Annotated in this window: 11 protein-coding genes; 5 read left to right on the top strand and 6 right to left on the bottom strand. The window is 62.0% G+C overall.

The window, feature by feature from the left end:
* From LJX92_RS04040 to LJX92_RS04030, 3 genes are all read left to right on the top strand, one after another.
* Entirely contained in the window at positions 1-654 is a 654-nt protein-coding gene (locus tag LJX92_RS04040) for an ABC transporter permease (RefSeq protein ID WP_005784720.1), read from the top strand.
* Positions 651-1808, top strand: a complete 1158-nt coding sequence (locus LJX92_RS04035; RefSeq protein ID WP_005784718.1) for a betaine/proline/choline family ABC transporter ATP-binding protein — start codon at positions 651-653, stop codon at positions 1806-1808. The genes LJX92_RS04040 and LJX92_RS04035 overlap by 4 nt, the downstream gene beginning before the upstream one ends.
* A 474-nt stretch (positions 1809-2282) precedes the next feature.
* Entirely contained in the window at positions 2283-3446 is a 1164-nt protein-coding gene (locus tag LJX92_RS04030; protein ID WP_005784717.1) for a type III PLP-dependent enzyme, read from the top strand.
* Positions 3447-3495: 49 nt separating this feature from the next.
* Here the strand turns inward: LJX92_RS04030 and LJX92_RS04025 are convergent, their stop codons facing one another.
* Together LJX92_RS04025 and LJX92_RS04020 are read right to left on the bottom strand one after the other, a co-directional pair.
* A complete protein-coding gene (locus tag LJX92_RS04025) occupies positions 3496-4245 on the bottom strand; it encodes a tetratricopeptide repeat protein (protein WP_032877819.1) in 750 nt (249 codons plus the stop codon).
* Position 4246: 1 nt separating this feature from the next.
* The gene (locus LJX92_RS04020) at positions 4247-4927 is read right to left on the bottom strand and encodes a Fe2+-dependent dioxygenase (protein ID WP_228309339.1); all 681 of its coding nucleotides are present in this window, start codon (positions 4925-4927) and stop codon (positions 4247-4249) included.
* A gap of 204 nt (positions 4928-5131) precedes the next feature.
* Here LJX92_RS04020 and LJX92_RS04015 point away from each other — a divergent pair, with 204 nt between their 5' ends.
* Both LJX92_RS04015 and LJX92_RS04010 read left to right on the top strand, forming a co-directional pair.
* Positions 5132-7417, top strand: coding sequence for a TonB-dependent receptor (locus LJX92_RS04015; protein ID WP_228309338.1), 2286 nt, complete (start codon positions 5132-5134; stop codon positions 7415-7417).
* Positions 7418-7553: 136 nt separating this feature from the next.
* On the top strand, positions 7554-10079 hold the full coding sequence (locus LJX92_RS04010) for a PepSY domain-containing protein (RefSeq protein ID WP_228309337.1): 2526 nt from the start codon (positions 7554-7556) through the stop codon (positions 10077-10079).
* 69 nt (positions 10080-10148) lie between these two features.
* Here the strand turns inward: LJX92_RS04010 and LJX92_RS04005 are convergent, their stop codons facing one another.
* The 4 genes from LJX92_RS04005 to ptsP all read right to left on the bottom strand — a co-directional run bounded on the left by LJX92_RS04005 (position 10149) and on the right by ptsP (position 17331).
* Positions 10149-11690, bottom strand: coding sequence for an alkaline phosphatase D family protein (locus LJX92_RS04005; protein WP_032877824.1), 1542 nt, complete (start codon positions 11688-11690; stop codon positions 10149-10151).
* Between the two features lie 131 nt (positions 11691-11821).
* On the bottom strand, positions 11822-13540 hold the full coding sequence (locus LJX92_RS04000; RefSeq protein ID WP_148853452.1) for a PTS fructose-like transporter subunit IIB: 1719 nt from the start codon (positions 13538-13540) through the stop codon (positions 11822-11824).
* 11 nt (positions 13541-13551) lie between these two features.
* A complete protein-coding gene (gene pfkB / locus LJX92_RS03995; protein WP_223017578.1) occupies positions 13552-14472 on the bottom strand; it encodes a 1-phosphofructokinase in 921 nt (306 codons plus the stop codon).
* Complete coding sequence (gene ptsP, locus LJX92_RS03990) at positions 14473-17331, bottom strand: phosphoenolpyruvate--protein phosphotransferase (protein WP_228309336.1); 2859 nt, start codon at positions 17329-17331, stop codon at positions 14473-14475. It lies immediately after the preceding gene.
* Between the last annotated feature and the right edge of the window lie 153 nt (positions 17332-17484).

The following is a 17484-nucleotide window of genomic DNA, read 5'->3' as shown; positions in this document are numbered from 1 at the left end:
ATGGAATTTTTGAACGCCTTTTCCCATCTTGATTGGGCCCAAGTCCTGCACCTGACCTGGCAGCACATCACCCTGGTCGGCATCGCCGTGATCCTCGCGATCTTTATCGGCGTGCCCCTGGGTATTCTGATGACGCGCTTCCCAACCCTCGCAGGTCCCTTGCAAGCCAGCGCCACGGTGTTGCTGACCGTGCCATCCATTGCGCTGTTCGGGCTGCTGTTGCCGTTCTACTCCAAGTTCGGCCAGGGCCTGGGGCCGATGCCGGCGATCACCGCCGTGTTCCTGTACTCCCTGCTGCCAATCATGCGTAACACCTACCTGGCCCTCACCGGCGTTGAGCCAGGCATTCGCGAGGCCGCCAAAGGCATCGGCATGACCTTCGGCCAGCGCCTGCGCATGGTCGAACTGCCGATTGCCGTGCCGGTGATCCTCGCTGGCGTGCGCACCGCCGTCGTGATGAATATCGGTGTGATGACCATCGCCGCCACCATCGGTGCCGGTGGCCTGGGTGTACTTATTCTGGCTTCCATCAGCCGCAGCGATATGTCGATGCTGATTGTCGGCGCCGTGCTGGTCAGTCTCCTGGCCATCTTCGCCGACCTGCTTCTGCAATGGCTGCAACGCTCGCTGACTCCAAAAGGATTGCTCAAATGATCGAACTTCAAAACCTGTCCAAGACTTTTCAAAGCAACGGCAAGACTGTCACCGCCGTCAACGATGTAAGCCTGACCGTCAACGAAGGCGAAATTTGCGTATTCCTGGGGCCCTCGGGCTGCGGCAAGAGCACCACGCTGAAGATGATCAACCGCCTGATCAAGCCCTCCTCGGGCAAGATCCTGATCAACGGTGAAGACACCACTGACCTGGACGAAGTGACCCTGCGTCGCAACATCGGCTATGTAATCCAGCAGATCGGCCTGTTTCCCAACATGACCATCGAGGAAAACATCGTGGTCGTGCCCAAGCTGCTCGGTTGGGACAAGCAAAAATGCCACGACCGCGCCCGCGAACTGATGAGCATGATCAAGCTGGAACCCAAGCAGTACCTGCATCGCTACCCACGTGAGCTGTCCGGTGGCCAGCAACAGCGTATCGGCGTGATCCGTGCGCTGGCGGCTGATGCGCCGCTGTTGCTGATGGATGAGCCGTTCGGCGCGGTCGACCCGATCAACCGCGAGATGATCCAGAACGAGTTCTTCGAGATGCAGCGCGCGCTGAACAAGACCGTGATCATGGTCAGCCACGACATCGACGAAGCCATCAAGCTGGGTGACAAGATCGCCATCTTCCGTGCCGGCAAGCTGCTGCAGATCGACCACCCGGACACGCTGCTGGCACACCCGGCCGATGAGTTCGTGAGCAACTTCGTGGGCCAGGACAGCACGCTCAAGCGCCTGCTATTGGTGAAGGCCGAAGACGCGGCGGACAACGCCCCGTCGGTCAGCCCGGAAACCCCGGTGGCCGATGCGCTGGAGCTGATGGACGAGCACGACCGCCGCTACGTGGTGGTCACCTGTGCCGAGAACAAGGCACTGGGTTATGTACGCCGTCGCGATTTGCACCGTCAGACCGGTACCTGCGGCCAGTACCTGCGCGAGTTCAACGCCACGGCAGCCTATGACGAACACTTGCGCATCCTGCTGTCGCGCATGTACGAGTTCAACCGCTCGTGGTTGCCGGTGATGGATGCCGAGCGGGTGTTCCTGGGTGAAGTGACTCAGGAGTCGATTGCCGAGTACCTGAGCTCTGGCAAGTCCCGTGGGGGCAAGACCAGTATTGTCTCGCCGGCCGAGACCGCCCTGGCCTGACCTGATACAACAGGGATAAAAATGTGGGAGGGGGCTTGCTCCCGATAGCGGTGAATCAGTGACTGAGAAGTGACTGACACACCGCTATCGGGAGCAAGCCCCCTCCCACATTTGCCCCTCGGTGAGTCAGGGAAATGTCCTCAATTCCCACTCAGCGGGGAACATCAATCCGTCACACCGGTCGGTTACATAAGTAGCTGGACTGGGTCCCGCGACGAACGCGTGCAAAAACGCGACATTTTTAGTTGATCCCACGCCCATCAAGCCCTAAAGTTCGCGCCGAACGTCCATGCTGGAAACGATCCATCCGGCTCAAGTACTGACGACGAGACAGCAAGGCCAAGGGAAGCTTATCCCGTGGCCTTTTTGCTTTCGGCGACATGCCTTGGGAAGTAGGCGAACCAAAGTGGGGATACGGAGGACGTTCATTTGCACCCATTGATCAATACAGTTTGCCCTTAGGAGTTCCCCAGCATGTCGATCAACGTCGAAGATTATTTCGCGCGCGCCACCTTTGACAAAATGAAGGCGTTCGCCGACAAGCAAGAAACCCCGTTCGTGGTGATCGATACCGCGATGATCAGCCAGGCCTACGATGACCTGCGCGCCGGTTTCGAATTCGCCAAAGTGTATTACGCCGTCAAGGCCAACCCGGCCGTGGAGATCATCGACCTGTTGAAAGACAAGGGTTCGAGCTTCGACATCGCCTCGATCTACGAGCTGGACAAGGTCATGGACCGCGGCGTCAGCGCCGACCGTATCAGCTACGGCAACACCATCAAGAAATCCAAGGACATCCGCTACTTCTACGAGAAGGGCGTGCGCCTGTTCTCCACCGACTCCGAAGCCGACCTGCGCAACATCGCCAAGGCCGCGCCGGGCTCGAAAGTGTATGTGCGCATCCTCACCGAAGGCTCGACCACGGCCGACTGGCCTTTGTCGCGCAAATTCGGCTGCCAGACCGACATGGCCATGGACCTGCTGATCCTCGCCCGCGACCTGGGCCTGGTGCCTTACGGCATCTCGTTCCACGTTGGCTCGCAACAGCGCGACATCAGCGTGTGGGACGCGGCCATCGCCAAGGTCAAGGTGATCTTCGAGCGTTTGAAAGAAGAAGACGGCATCGAACTGAAGCTGATCAACATGGGCGGCGGCTTCCCGGCCAACTACATCACTCGCACCAACAGCCTGGAAACCTACGCCGAAGAAATCATCCGCTTCCTCAAGGAAGACTTCGGCGACGACCTGCCGGAAATCATCCTGGAGCCAGGCCGTTCGCTGATCGCCAACGCCGGTATCCTGGTGAGCGAAGTGGTGCTGGTGGCCCGTAAGTCGCGTACCGCCGTCGAGCGTTGGGTGTACACGGATGTGGGCAAGTTCTCCGGCCTGATCGAAACCATGGACGAAGCCATCAAGTTTCCGATCTGGACCGAGAAGAAGGGCGAGATGGAAGAAGTGGTCATTGCCGGCCCAACCTGCGACAGCGCCGACATCATGTACGAGAACTACAAGTACGGCCTACCGCTGAACCTGGCGATTGGTGATCGTTTGTACTGGCTGTCGACCGGTGCGTACACCACCAGCTACAGCGCGATTGAGTTCAATGGGTTCCCACCGTTGAAATCGTTCTACGTGTAAGAACGCCGCATATAAAAAACCCATGACAAGTCATGGGTTTTTTTTGGCTTCAGGAAAAGGTCGCGGCACGCTGTTGATAGGCATTGGCCATGGCGCGAATCTGCGGCTCATTGGCCAGCGCCAGCGCCTTGTGCGCCGTTCGCAGGAATTTGAGATTCCCATGCGCCAACGCCTTGCGCAGCCACTCCAGCGCAGCGTCGATTTGGCCTCTGTGCGCCAGCACCGCCGCATAACTGAACTGCCCCCGAAAATCCCCGGCTTCGGCGGAGCGCCGGTACCATTCAACGGCTGCCTCAAGATCCTTGGGGCAATACTGCCCATCTTCCAGATAACGCCCCAACAGATTCATCGACTTGGCGTGGCCCTGCTCTGCCGCCTGGCGATAAAGCGTCAGCGCCTGGGCCTGGTCTTGCACAACGCCACGGCCGGTCGCCAGCAGGTTGGCGTAGTTGTACTGGCCCCAATCCAGGCCGGTCTCTGCTGCCAGCCGGTATTGCCGCGCAGCTGCCGCTTCATCGACGGCGCAACCCCAACCATGCTCCAGGCAACGCCCGGCCATATTGCGCGCCATCACGTGCCCGCCCTGCGCCGCAATCTGGAACCAGCGCAGCGCCAGCGCTTCATCGCGTGCAATACCGCGCCCTTCCAGCAGGATCTGCCCGAGCAACGCCTGGGCATCGACCACGCCTTCCTTGGCTGCGATCAGAATCGCCTGGGCGGCGCGCACCGGGGAATCATCAAGCATGGACTGCAATTGCTCGACGTTGAGCACTTCCTGGCGACGCAATAAAAAGCCCATCTCAGACCTCGACCCAGCGGCGCAGGAGGTTGTGATAGGTGCCGGTGAGCTGGATCAGCGCCGGGTGCTCGGGCAAGTCGCGGCTCAGTTGCTGGATGGCGCCGTCCATTTCGAACAGCAAGGTGCGCTGGCTGTCTTCGCGCACCAGGCTTTGGGTCCAGAAGAACGAGGCATAGCGAGCACCACGGGTCACGGCGTTGACTTTATGCAGGCTGGAGCCGGGGTACAGCACCAGATCGCCGGCGGGGAGCTTGACCCGTTGCAGGCCGAAGGTGTCCTGGATCTCCAGTTCGCCGCCGTCGTACTCGTCGGGATCGCTGAAGAACAGCGTGGACGACAGGTCGGTGCGCACGCGCTCGTGGCTGCCTTTGGGCTGGCGCACCGCATTGTCGATATGGAAGTCAAAACTGCCACCTGCGGTATAGCAGTTGATCAGCGGCGGGAAGACCTTGTGCGGCAGCGCCGCCGACATGAACAGCGGGTTGCTCCACAACCGCTCCAGCATGGCTGCGCCGATTTCCTTGGCCAATGGGTGGCCTTCGGGCAATTGCAGGTTGTGCTTGGCTTTGGCGGACTGATGCCCGGCAGTGATTTTGCCATCGGCCCATTCGGCCTCTTCCAGGGCTTGGCGAATGCGCAGCACCTCCTCGCGAGAGAACAGGCCGGGAATGTGCAGCAACATGAGGCAATACCTGCGATCAGAGAGGCGCCAATGGTATTGATTCTTATCCGCCCTGTAAAACCCGGGACGAACGAGAACGCAAAATCCGTAACGAAAAAGTGTAAAGAATGTAAATTCGATGCGAATAGCAATATCTCTCAATTGATACAAAGTCTTGTTGGCCCTATATTCCGCGGCCTCACATCCTTGGGGAAGGGACACGTCATGTCGCGCACTACGCTAATAACAACCGCCAGTTCACCACGTATGCTGGCCTCGGCCATCGGCGTTGCCCTCAGCGCCAGCTCTGCCGCCCACCTGGCGCAGGCAGCAGAAAACACCGAGCAAAAAGGCGAGCGCAACCCTATCTCCCTCGGCGCCACCAACATTACCGGCCAGGACCAGGACAACACCTCCTATCAGGTGGAAAAAGCCTCGTCGCAGAAATACACCGCGCCGCTGGTGGACACACCGCGTTCGGTCACCGTGGTGCCGCAACAAGTACTCAAGGACACTGCCGCCACGTCGTTGCAGGACGCCTTGCGCACCGTACCGGGCATTACCTTCGGCGCCGGTGAAGGCGGCAACCCCCAAGGCGATCGCCCGTTCATTCGTGGTTTTGATGCCCAAGGCGACACTTACCTGGACGGCGTGCGCGACACCGGCGGCCAGAGCCGCGAGATCTTCGATATCGAGTCCATCGAAGTCAGCAAGGGCCCGAACTCCTCGTTCGGCGGCCGTGGTTCGGCCGGTGGTAGCCTCAACCTGGTGAGCAAAACCCCACAAGCACGTGACTTCACCAACGGCGGCTTTACCTACGGCTCCGACCAGACCCGCCGCTACGTGCTCGACGTGAACCGCCAGTTCCTCGACGACAGCGCCGCCTTCCGCCTGAACCTGATGAGCCACGAACAAAACGTGGCAGGCCGCGATGCGGTGAACTACGACCGCTGGGGTGTAGCCCCGTCGCTGACGTTCGGCCTGGGCACGCCGACCCGCGTCAACCTCAGCTATTACCATATGGAAAGCGATGACCTGCCGGATTCGGGGATTCCGTATGGTTATGGCTCCTTGACCGCCACCGCCCACGCGCACGACAAACCCAACGACGGCGGCGACAGCAACAATTTCTACGGTTTGAAAAGCCGCGACTTCCGCAAGACCCGTGCCGACATCAGCACGTTCTCCATCGAGCACGACCTGAACGACAACATGACGCTGAAAAATACCCTGCGCCATGGCAGCACCGGCCAGGACTATGTGCTGACACAACCGGACGACAGCAAACTCAACGTCAACAAGTTCGGCACCGTATGGCGTCGTGCCAATAGCCGTGTTTCCACGACCACCACAACCACCAACCAGACCGACCTGTTTGGCAGCTTCCAGGCGCTGGGCTTCAAGCACAGCTACTCCACCGGCCTGGAGTTCACCGGGGAAGAGACCCGTGTCAGCGGCTATACCGTCAGCCCCAACGCCAACCCGGTGTGCAACCCGGCCAAGGGCAGCCTGGGCGGCCAGTGCACCTCACTGAGCAACCCGAACCCGGACGACGCCTGGAACGGCAGCGTTGCGCGCAACTACATGGGCACCAACACCAAGGCCACCAGCCGCGCCGCCTATGTGTTCGACACCATCGAGCTGGATCCGAAATGGCTGCTGAACGTGGGCCTGCGTTACGACACCTTCGATACCGAGGCCAACAGCAACGCCGTGGCCGGACGCTCCAAGATCAAGGACGACAGCCAGTTCTTCAACTGGCAGGCCGGCCTGGTGTGGAAGCCGCTGGAGAACGGCAGCATCTACGCTTCCTACGCGACCTCGGCCACGCCTGCCGGTGGCCTGATCGGCGAAGGCTCCGACGGCAACCCACTGTCAGCCGGTGCCGCCACCAGCGACTTGCAGCCCGAAGAAACCGTCAACTATGAACTGGGCACCAAGTGGGACCTGTTCCACGATCGCCTGTCTCTGACCGCAGCTATCTTCCGCACCGAGAAGAAAAACACCCGCATCCTGGTGGACGCTCTCACCTACCAGAACGCCGGTGAATCTCAGGTCGACGGCATCGAGTTGTCCGCCAGCGGCAAGATCACAGATAAATGGCAGTTGTTTGCGGGCTACAGCTACCTGGACAGCGAGCTGGTCAAATCCGGCCTGAACGGGCGTAACGGTGTAGTGAGTGCCGGCTCCAACAAAGGCAACCAGATGCCCAACACGCCGAAGAACTCCTTCAGCCTGTGGACCACCTACGACCTCACCCCCAAGCTGACAGTCGGCGGCGGCGCGTTCTACGTCGATGAGGTTTACGGCGATGCAGGCAACACCGTGTACGTACCCTCCTACACTCGCTACGACGCCATGGCCAGCTACAAGCTGACCAAGAACGTCGACCTGCAATTGAACGTGCAGAACCTGACCGACAAGACCTACTACGACAAGGCCTACTCGGCGCACTTCGCCAACCAGGCGGCCGGTCGTACCGCCCTGTTGACCACCAGCTTCCACTTCTAAACGCAGTCAATGCTCGACCCAAGGCCCCACGCATCGGATGCGTGGGGCTTTTGTGTGTAAAACAGAATTTTTCTCGATAACCCACGGCATAATGCGCGCCGTGACATCGATATCCAGATCAGCGAGGCGCTCCGACGTGTTGAAGAAAACCCTGTTTCAGTTGCACTGGTTCTTCGGCATCACTGCCGGGCTGGTGCTGGCCTTGATGGGGATCACCGGGGCTGCGTACTCGTTCCAGGATGAAATCCTGCGGGCCCTCAACCCCACAGTATTGAACGTACAGAAACGCGAAGCCGGCGTACTGCCGCCTGCCGAGCTGGTGCGCAAACTGGAGGCCACCGAAGGCAAGAGCGTCGCGATGCTGTGGGTAGAAAGCGACAGTGGCAATGCCGGCCGGGTGTCCTTCACCCCGCCACCGGGGGAGCGTCGTGGCCAGATGCGCTACTTCGACCCGTACACCGGCGACTACCTGGGCGACGCCGTCGGCCAGGATGTATTCGGCTTTATCCTGCAACTGCACCGCTTCCTCGCCATCGGCGACACTGGGCGCAATATCACGGGCGCCTGCACCCTGATCCTGGTGTTTTTCTGCCTCTCTGGTTTGTACCTGCGCTGGCCGCGCCAGGTAAAAAGCTGGCGCGTGTGGCTGACCCTGGACTGGCGCAAAAAGGGCCGCAGCTTCAACTGGGACCTGCACTCGGTGTTCGGCACCTGGTGCCTGCTGTTCTATCTGCTGGCGGCACTGACCGGGCTGTATTGGTCCTACGACTGGTACAACCAGGGCGTGACCAAACTGCTCTCCGATGCGCCGCAGAACGAGCGGATGCGTAAACGCGGCCCGCCACCTGCTGGCCCTGCTCCGCTAGCCAACTACGACGCGATCTGGAGCAGCATCTACAGCAACGCCGGCCCCGACCTGAGTGCCTACAATATCCGTATGCCGGCCGTCGCCGGGCAACCGGCCACCGTGTACTACCTGCTCAAGGATTCACCCCATGACCGTGCGCTGAACCAGATCAACCTGGACCCGGCCACCGGCGAGGTCAAATCCCATGATCGCTATGCCAGCAAGAGCCTCAAGGCTCAATTGCTGACCAGCGTCTATGCGTTGCACACCGGCAGTTATTTCGGCCTGATCGGACGCATCGTGCTCACCGTCAGCTCGCTGCTCATGCCCCTGTTTTTCATCACTGGCTGGCTGTTGTACCTCGACCGTCGTCGCAAGAAACGCCAGGTACGCGAAGCCCGCCAAAGTTTGAGTGCCCCTCACAGCGATGCGCCGGCCTGGCTGATCGGGTTTGCCAGCCAAAGCGGCTTTGCCGAACAGTTGGCCTGGCAGACTGCCGGGCAATTGCAGGCCGCCGGCGTTGCGGTCAAGGTGCAGCCCCTGGGCAGCGTCAGCCGCGACGACCTCAGCCAATCGCAACATGCGCTGTTTGTGGTCAGCACCTTCGGCGATGGCGAAGCCCCCGACAGCGCCCGTGGTTTCGAGCGCAGCGTGCTCGGCCAGGACCTGCCCCTCAAAGGCTTGAACTACTCGGTACTGGCCCTGGGTGATCGGCAGTATGAACACTTCTGTGGCTTCGCCCGGCGCCTGCATTTCTGGCTGACCAACCAGGGCGGTAACCCGCTGTTTGCCCCGGTGGAAGTCGACAGCGGCGACGCAGTGGCCTTGCACACCTGGCAACAGCAACTGGGCCAACTCACCGGTCACGCATCCGCGGCAGCCTGGCAGGCAGACCCGTACGAAAACTGGACGTTGAGCCAACGCCGCCTGCTCAACCCCGGCAGCGCGGGGGCCGATGTCTACCTGCTAGGTCTCACTCCACCCTCGCCTCAGAGCTGGCTCGCCGGTGACTTGGTGGAGGTCTTGCCGCGCAATTGTCCGTGGGCCGTGGAGCATTTCCTCGACGGCCTCGGCCTGGCCGGCAGTGACGGCGTGTTGATCGACGGCTTGGCACAAACGCTCGATCAAGCCCTGGCCAACCGTCAACTGCCGGACAACCGTGCACACCTGGTCGGCTTGCATGCCCAAGCCCTGGTGGACGCACTGGTGCCCCTGGGTATGCGCGAATATTCCATCGCCTCGATTGCCAGCGACGGCGTGCTGGAACTGATCGTGCGCCAGGAACGCCACCCCGACGGCAGCCTGGGCCTGGGCTCCGGCTGGCTGACCGAACACGCCTCCATCGGTTCGGGTATCAGCCTGCGCCTGCGCCGCAACAGTGCCTTCCACCTGCCGGACGCTCCCGTGCCGTTGATCCTGCTGGGCAACGGTACCGGCCTTGCGGGCCTGCGCAGCCTGCTCAAGGCGCGTATTGCCGATGGCCAGCAGCGTAACTGGTTGCTGTTTGGCGAGCGCAATATCGCCCACGATTACCTGTGCCAGGACGAACTGCAAGGCTGGCTCGCCAGTGGCGACCTGGCGCTGCTGGAGCTGGCGTTTTCCCGGGACCAGGAAGAGAAGATCTACGTACAGGATCGCCTGCGCGAATCGGCAGATGTGTTGCGCAAATGGCTGGCGGACGGCGCGGCGATTTATGTGTGCGGCAGTTTGCAAGGGATGGCGACGGGGGTGGATCAGGCGTTGGTGGATATCCTGGGCAGTGAGGCGGTGGAGCGCTTGATTGAACAGGGCCGCTATCGCCGGGATGTCTACTGACCCGTCAGGCAATGAAGATCAATTGTGGGAGGGGGCTTGCTCCCTCCCACAGTTTTAACTGCATTCCAATCAGGCAGGTTGCAGTTTTTGCTCAAACACCGAAACGCCATCGAGATCGCGCAAAATGACGGTCAACTCCCCCGTCTGCCCATCAATCTGCACTTCACCAAAAAACTGAAAGCCAGCAAACGGCGAGGTGTTTTGCGCAGGCGGCGCTTTCTCGAACACCACTTGCGGGCCAAAGGTTTTATCCAACGGATTCGGCCCGAAGCTGCCGGCATTCAGCGGCCCTGCCACAAACTCCCAAAACGGCTCGAAATCCTGGAACGCCGCCCGGTCCGGGTGGTAGTGGTGCGCCGCGCAGTAGTGCACATCGGCCGTCAGCCACACATGGTTGCGCACCTTCTGCGCACGCAGAAAGCCAAGCAGTTCGGCAATCTCCAGCTCACGCCCTTGCGCCGGGCCGGGGTCGCCATTGGCGATGGCTTCCCAACGCGCCACGCCGGGGCTGACTTCACCGTCGGGCACGCCCAGGCCGATCGGCATGTCGGCGGCGATCACCTTCCACTGCGCCTGCGACGCCTTGAGTTCGCGCTTGAGCCAGTCCAGTTGCTGGCGGCCGAGGAAGGGTTTTTCGCCGCCCAGGTTGTCATCATTCGGCCCACGATAGCTGCGCATATCCAGCACAAACACGTCCAGCAGCGGCCCGTAACTGAGCTTGCGATAAATACGCCCGCCGCCGTCGGCACTCTGGCGGCGCATCGGTGAATATTCCAGCCAGGCCTGCCGCGCACGGCCGACCAGGGTATTGATGTCGCGGGTCTGGTAACGCTCATCCAGTTGCTTGCTGGAGGACCAGTTATTGATCACCTCATGATCGTCCCACTGCCAGATCTGCGGCACTTGGGCATTGAAGCGGCGCACGTTTTCATCCAGCAGGTTGTAGCGGTAATTGCCGCGATACTCATCGAGGGTTTCCGCCACTTTGCTCTTGGCCTCGGTGGTGATGTTGCGCCAGATACGTCCGCCTTCGGTGGTCAACTGCGCGGGCACCGGGCCGTCGGCGTAGATGGTGTCGCCGCTGTGGATAAAAAAGTCTGGCAGGCGCAGGCGCATGGCTTCGTAGATACGCATACCGCCAATCTCCGGGTTGATGCCGAAGCCTTGGCCAACGGTGTCGCCGCTCCATACAAAGCGGATATCGCGACGCTGTTGCGGCTCGCTGCGCAAGTGACCGAACCAGGGCTCGCTGGCGACACCGGTCTGGGCGTCTTCGAAGTGAACACGGTAGAAGATCGACTGATCGACCGGCAAACCGGTGAGCTCGACACGGGCAGTAAAGTCGCTGCGGCTGTCGGCCAGCGGGGAAACCAATCGGCGGGGGTTGCTGAACACACTGCGCGTATCCCACTCCACCACCATCTTCGCGGGGCGGTCGCTGCGGCTCCAGATCATCGCACGGTCGCCGAGTAGGTCGCCCGATTGCACGCCATCCGTGAGTTGCGGCCGGTCCTTCACCGAAGCGATCACCGCCGGGGCCAGGCCCGGCAACAACAGGCCGGCGCCCACGGCTTGCATCACGCGGCGGCGGCCGAGATCGAAGTGGCTCATGCAGGTGCCCTCTTGAGTATCAAAAGGGCCACTAAAGCATGATGGGATGAAACGAAGATGACACCGGCCTTACAAACAATGGAGATCCAAATGTGGGAGGGGGCTTGCTCCCTCCCACATTCTGAATCCCATCAGCCCCTGGCAGCAGTGACCGTCAGCTCCACGGCTTCCGGTCGCTTGAGCAGCGCATACACCAACCCCGTCAACACACTGCCCGCCACAATCGCCAGCAAGTACAACAACGCGTGGTTCATCGCATTCGGAATCACCAGCACAAACAACCCGCCATGGGGCGCGGCCAACTTGCAGCCGAAGTACATCGACAGCGCACCGGTCAGCGCGCCACCGGCGATGCTGGCCGGGATCACGCGCAGCGGGTCTTTGGCCGCGAACGGGATCGCGCCTTCGGAGATAAAGCACAGGCCCAGGATCATCGCGGCCTTGCCGGCTTCGCGTTCAGTCTGGGCGAACTTGCGCCGAGCCAATAACGTAGCGATGCCCATGCCAATCGGCGGCACCATGCCGGCAGCCATGGTCGCGGCCATCGGTGCGCCGCTCGACGCCGCCAGCAGGCCGACAGAAAACGCATACGCCGCCTTGTTGATCGGCCCGCCCAAATCCACGCACATCATGCCGCCGAGCAAAATGCCCAGCAGCACTGCGTTGGTAGTGCCCATGGTGCTGAGAAAATCGGTGAGACCCGTCAGCAAACGTGCGACCGGCGGGCCCACCAGGTAGATCATCACCAAGCCGGTAAACAGGCTCGCCAGTAACGGGATGATCAGGATCGGCTTGAGCGCCTCCAGGCTCTGGGGCAATTGCACCGCACGGCTGATCAGCTTGACGCAGTAACCCGCGACGAAACCGGCCAGGATGCCGCCGATAAACCCAGCCCCCAGCGTCCCCGCCAGCAAGCCGCCGATCATGCCCGGCGCCAGGCCAGGACGGTCGGCGATCGAGTAGGCGATGTAGCCCGCCAGCAGCGGTACCATCAGCAGGAATGCCTGGTCACCGACGCTTTTCAGCGCCGCTGCCAAGGTGCCTGGCTGTTCGAAAGCATGGATGCCGAACACAAATGACAAGGCGATCAACAAGCCCCCCGCCACCACCATCGGCAACATGTACGACACGCCAGTGAGCAGGTGCTTGTAGACCCCGGTTTTCTCCGACTTGGCCGGCGCGCCGCTGGCGGCGTTTTCCACCGCGCCTTCAGCCAGGGCTTTGTTAAGGATGGCTTCGGATTGCTTGAGGGCGATGCCGGTGCCACAGCGGTAAATTTTCTTGCCGGCAAAACGCTCGGTGGCGACTTCAATATCCGCCGCCAGCAACACCACGTCGGCCTCGGCGATGGCTTGCGGGCTCAGCGGTGTGCGGGCGCCGACCGAGCCTTGGGTCTCGACCTGCAAGTCGTAGCCCAAGCGCTTGGCGGTCTGCTGCAAGGCTTCGGCGGCCATGAAGGTGTGGGCCACCCCGGTCGGGCACGCAGTAATCGCGACGATACGCGGCGCATTCTTCGCCGATACCGGGGCGTCACTGGCGACATACACCTGGGCCTCTTCAGCGCCCCGGCGCAATACGCCTTCGACATCTGCCAGCGCCTGGGCCGGTGTGGTTTGAAACACGCGTTTGCCGACAAAACGCTGCATATCCACCGGCGTGCTGCTGACCAGCAGTACCCACTCGGCATCATCGATCGTGGCTTGGGACAACTGACGTTCCGGGCGCTGCACATCAACGACCTCGACACTGGTGTGCAAGCCCATGCGCTGGGCGGCGGCGTCCAACAAGCGGGCGCACAGCACACTGGTGACCATGCCGTTGGGGCAGGCGGTAACAATGGCTAACTTCATCACAAACCCTCTTATTGTTCTGTCAGCGCGCGTACATCGACGCCGCTTTCCAGGCGCGCCAACTGCGCGTCATCGCTGATGCCAAAACCGATCTGCGTGACGGCCATCGCGGCAATCGCCGTGGCGCGGCGCAAAGTGTGCTCAGGCGTATCGCCACTGAGCAAACCGTGAAGCATCCCGGCCAGCAGCGAGTCGCCAGCGCCCACGGTACTGGCCACCGTCACCTTGGGTGGCGTGGCGTGTAGAGCCGCGCCTGGGCGGTACCAGGTCACGCCTGCGGCGCCGTCGGAGACCACCACATGCTCGACGCCTTGCTGATGCAATTGGCTGATGGCATCGGTGGCATTATCCAGGGCCTCTGCCAGCTCTTCGGTATTGGGTTTGACCAGCCACGGGCCAGCCTGCAAACCAGCGCGCAACGCTTCACCACTGGTGTCCAGGGCGACTTTCAAACCGAGGTCTTTCAACTGACCCAACAGTGCTTGAAACCACTGCGGGCTGACGCCGCGCGGCAAGCTACCGGCCACCACCACCGCATCGAATTGCGCACCCTTCTTCGCGATCATCTCAAGCAGCGCTGTTTGCGCCGCTTCACTCACCAGCGGCCCCGGCGCATTGATATCGGTGACACGTCCGTCCTGTTCGGCAATCTTGATATTGCTGCGGGTTTCGCCCGGCACGCGGACGAACGCATCGCCAAACCCGCGGCTGGCGATCAGCGCGTCGAAAGCCTGAGGGTTCGCGTCACCGAGAAACCCGCCAACGCTGACGTGGTGGCCCAGATCGGCCAGCACCTGCGCCACATTCACGCCCTTGCCGGCCGCGTGGGTCAACATCGCCTCACTGCGATTGACTGCACCGGGCTCCAGGCGCGCCAGGCGCACCGTCAGGTCCAACGCCGGGTTCAGCGTCAGGGTCAGAATCTTCGCCATCTACACGGCCTCCACTAGGGCACGCACTTGCGCGGGCGAACCCACCGCCAGTGCTTGTTGCGCCAGGCCCTGGGCCTCGCTCAGACTGAATTCGCGCACCCGCGCCTTCACTTCAGGAATGCTGCGGGCTGACACGCTCAACTCATCCACCCCCAGGCCGACCAGCACCGGCACCGCCAGCGGGTCTGCCGCCAACTCACCGCACACGCCGACCCATTTGCCATGGGCATGGGCGGCGCGCACGGTGATGTCGATCAGTTGCAAGACCGCTGGGTGCAAGCCATCGGCCTGGGCCGACAGGGTCGGGTGGCCGCGGTCGATGGCCAGGGTGTACTGGGTCAGGTCGTTGGTGCCGACGCTGAAGAAGTCGACTTCCTTGGCCAGTACCGGCGCCAGCAAGGCGGCTGACGGCACTTCGATCATGATGCCCAGTTGCAAATCAGCGACCGGGATTTCCAGGCGCAGGCGCTCGGTCATGTCGCGGGCGGCGCGCCATTCATCCACGCTGCCGACCATGGGGAACATGATGCGCAGCGGCCGGTTATCCGCCGAACGCAGCAGTGCCCGCAATTGCGCTTCCATGATCTGCGGGCGTTGCAAGGTCAGGCGAATGCCGCGCACGCCAAGAAAGGGGTTTTCTTCCTGGGCGATGGGCCAATAGGGCAAGGGCTTGTCGCCGCCTACATCGAGGGTGCGCACCACCAGCGGGCGACCGCCGAGCCCATCGAGGACGCGGCGGTACTCGGCTTCCTGGGTAGCCTCGTCCGGCGCCTGAGGGTGGGCCATGAAAATCAGTTCGGTGCGCAGCAGGCCAATGCCTTCGGCGCCCTGCTCCACCGCACTCGCCACACCGGCGCTTTCACCGATATTGGCGAACACTTCCACGGCGTGACCGTCACGGGTCAGCGCCGGCTCGTGGCGTTGAGCCGAGGCAGCTTGCAAGCGTTGTTCGCGGGTGTCGCGCTCCACGGTGGCGCGTTGCAGGGTGGCGGCGTCCGGGTCGACATGCAGGCGACCGCGCTGGCCGTCGAGCAGCAGTGGCGTACCGGCGCTCAGCAGCAGCACCGCAGCACCAGCACCGACCAAGGCGGGAATCCCCAGGGCGCGCGCGACGATGGCGCTGTGAGCGGTGGCACCACCGCGGGCAGTCAGAATGCCGGCTACGCGGGCCGGGTCCAGGCGCGCAACGTCCGAGGGGCCGACTTCATCCATCACCAGAATGTAGGGCTCGCTGGGTTCCTGGACGGTTTCGACGCCGCACAACTGCGCCAGCACGCGACGGCCGATGTCACGCAGGTCAGCGGCGCGCTCGGCCAGCAAGGCGTCCTGCAAGGCTTCCTGCTGCTTGGCGGCGGCTTCGATCACACTCATCCACGCAGCTTCGGCGCTTTCGCCCTGCTTGAGGCGGGTATCGACTTCGTCGGTCAGTTCCGGGTCGTCGAGCATCTCCTGATGGGTAATGAAAATCTCGCGGATGGCCTTGGCCTGGCTACGCTCGATCAGGCCCTGGATATCCTTACGCACATCGCCCAGGGCGGCGTGCAGGCGCTGGCGTTCAGTGGCGGCAGACTCACCGCGCAGGGGATAATCGAACAGCTGTGGAATCTGGATATGCGCCGGGCCGATGGCGATGCCCGGCGCGGCGGCGATGGCCTGGATCTGGCTGCCGCTCGATGGCGCGCTGAGCACCGGCTCGATATCCACAGGAGCAGGCTGGGCGCTCAGGGCCGGCAATGGTTCGACCTCTTCGCCAAGGCCCTCCTCTACCGCGGCCAACAGTGCAGGCAGTGCATCGCCGGCAATCGTCGGCTCGGCGACAAACTCCAGCACCTGGCCACGACGCGCACCGAGGCTGAGCAACTTGCTCAAACTTTTGACCGATACCGCGCCCACCGGTCCATCAACGATGCGCACGCGGATATCGCCGTCAAAACTTTTCGCCAGTTGCGCAAGGATCTTGGCCGGACGGGCGTGCAGGCCGTGGGCGTTGGCCAGGCTGATGCGGGCGCTGGGCCAGTCCGGTGGCAATTCGCCGCCCAGCACTTCAAGCACCGCACGGCTGCTGGTGGCACGCCCCAATTCCTGGCCGCGCCCTTCAATCAACAGGGCACACAAGCGTTCAAGCAAGGTTTGGTGGGCTTCGCCCAGGCTCGCCAGGCAGAACAGGCCGTGCAGCGGCTGGCCGAGGTAGCGCATGGGTTTGTCCGGCGTGACAAACGCCAGGCCCGGACGCTTGACTGTCTGTTCACTGTGCAACCACCACAGGCCATCGCCCAGGGGCAACGCGTCGACCTGTTGCAACACCGCAGCAAAACCATTGCTCACGCAGTCGGCCTGGCGCAGCAGGCGCGCGCCCCTCCATACCAACTCTTCAAAATCATCGGCAGACACGCCCAGGCTGATCATCTGCGCATCCAGCGCCAGTTCCTGGGGCGCACCTTGCAACAGCTTCAACAACGCTTCGGCACTGCCGGCACGGCGCAACGCCTGGCCGAGGTCGGTTTCACCGAGGGCACGGGTCAGCAGTTGCAGCAAGCGCAGGTGTTCGTCGGATTTGGCGGCGATGCCAATCGCCAGGTAGACGATCTGGCCATCGCCCCAGTCCACCCCTTCGGGGAACTGCAGCAGGCGCACACCCGTGGTGAACACCTGGTCGCGGGTCTCTGGCGTACCGTGGGGAATGGCGATGCCCTGGCCGAGAAAGGTCGAACCCTGGGCCTCACGGGCTTGCAGGCCGCTCAGATAGCCCTCGGCAACCAGGCCATCGGCCACCAGTTTGTCAGCGAGCAGGTGCAAGGCAGCAGATTTATCCACAGCCACCTGGCCCATGGATATCTGCTCTACAGTGAGCTCAAGCATGCCGTTCTCCTAGTTAGTGCGATGTGCGCACTAGGTATTGTTTTGAATAAATCAGCGCGGGACGTTCAAAAATAACTGACTGAGTGGTCAATTGGCAGTAGCCACTCAGCGGCGAACATCGTAAAAATACGCTTGCTGAAACGTTTAATCTAG

Source organism: Pseudomonas sp. HN8-3, assembly GCF_020790195.1.
GTDB classification, from domain to species: Bacteria; Pseudomonadota; Gammaproteobacteria; order Pseudomonadales; family Pseudomonadaceae; genus Aquipseudomonas; species Aquipseudomonas synxantha_A.
The sequence above is the reverse complement of the archived record's forward strand: the minus strand, read 5'-3'. Positions and strand labels throughout refer to the sequence as shown.